We start from the raw sequence: 1093 nt of genomic DNA on the forward strand, positions 1-1093 counted from the left end.
TCCTCGTATACTAAGTTTCAGAAAGTTTTTTTATCGAATTTCCAGTCCGATACGCTCCTTGACAATCGCATATCTTGGGTGGTTGCCTTTGTGGGAGGGGCGCGTCCCTCCCACAAAGGGTTGAGCGTACCGGGGTTGGACTTTTCGCAATGTTCCTGGATAATGGTCTTAGGATCATCGGGGATACTCTTCTCACTCCTGTAGCTTTGACTACTTGTAAAGTCTGTCTCCTCGGCCCCTGTTTGGACGTCTAACCCGCAGGCTGTTCCCGTTGGTTTTCCCCATGCTGGAAGGAGCAGCTTCCAGGGCAGCCCATGGTCCAACGTGAGTTCTCATATGCGAGGGTGACTGGTCAACAGGCGCGATCCGGGGGCATCCCGAAGAGTCCTACCCCTCGATCCTACAACAATAGGAGGTGATCTCATGAAACTCTACGTCGGGATCGACGTGAGCTCACGCGACTTAGCCACCTGCATTATGGATCATGAAGGAAATACGTGCGCACGCTTCAAAGTGGATAATCATCTTCTGGGCGCCACCTTCCTTCGGGATCAAATCCTCCTGTGGGCTAACAAGCGAAAGCCAACCGAAATTCTGATCGGGATGGAAGCCACCTCGGTCTACAGTTGGCATCCAGCTATGTTTTTCCACCAGCAGGAGGCCTTGCAGGCTTGGAACGTCAAGGTGTTTACGATCAATCCAAAGCTCATTCGCAAGTTTAAAGAAGCCTATGTCGACTTGGAGAAAACGGATGACATCGATGCTTGGATCATTGCGGATCGGCTTCGCTTCGGCCGTCTGAAGATGACGGCTGTCCTCAAGGAGCAGTTTCTCGCGCTTCAGCGACTGACACGCATGCGATATCATCTCGTCCACCAGTTAACCCGTGAGAAACAGTATTTTCTCCAGCACTTGTTTTACAAATGCAGTTCCTTTACCCAAGAGGTGGACAGTTCGATCTTCGGACATGCCATTCTCGAACTGCTGCTTGAGTCGTGGAGCCTCGATGACATCTGCCAAATGGATGTCAAGCAGTTGGCCGACTTCCTGCGCCAAAAAGGGCGCAATCGCTTTGCCGATCCGGAATGCATCG

The 1093-nt window shown here is 51.7% G+C and carries 1 protein-coding gene; it reads left to right on the forward strand.

Translation table 11 applies throughout. The features are described from left to right. Window positions 1-423: 423 nt before the first annotated feature. Window positions 424-1093, forward strand: a 670-nt coding sequence (locus FB379_RS18360) for an IS110 family transposase (protein ID WP_144598585.1), incomplete at its 3' end; no start/stop codon positions are given.

The sequence above is a fragment of the Aeribacillus composti genome (assembly GCF_007827555.1).
Taxonomy (GTDB): Bacteria; Bacillota; Bacilli; order Bacillales; family Aeribacillaceae; genus Aeribacillus; species Aeribacillus composti.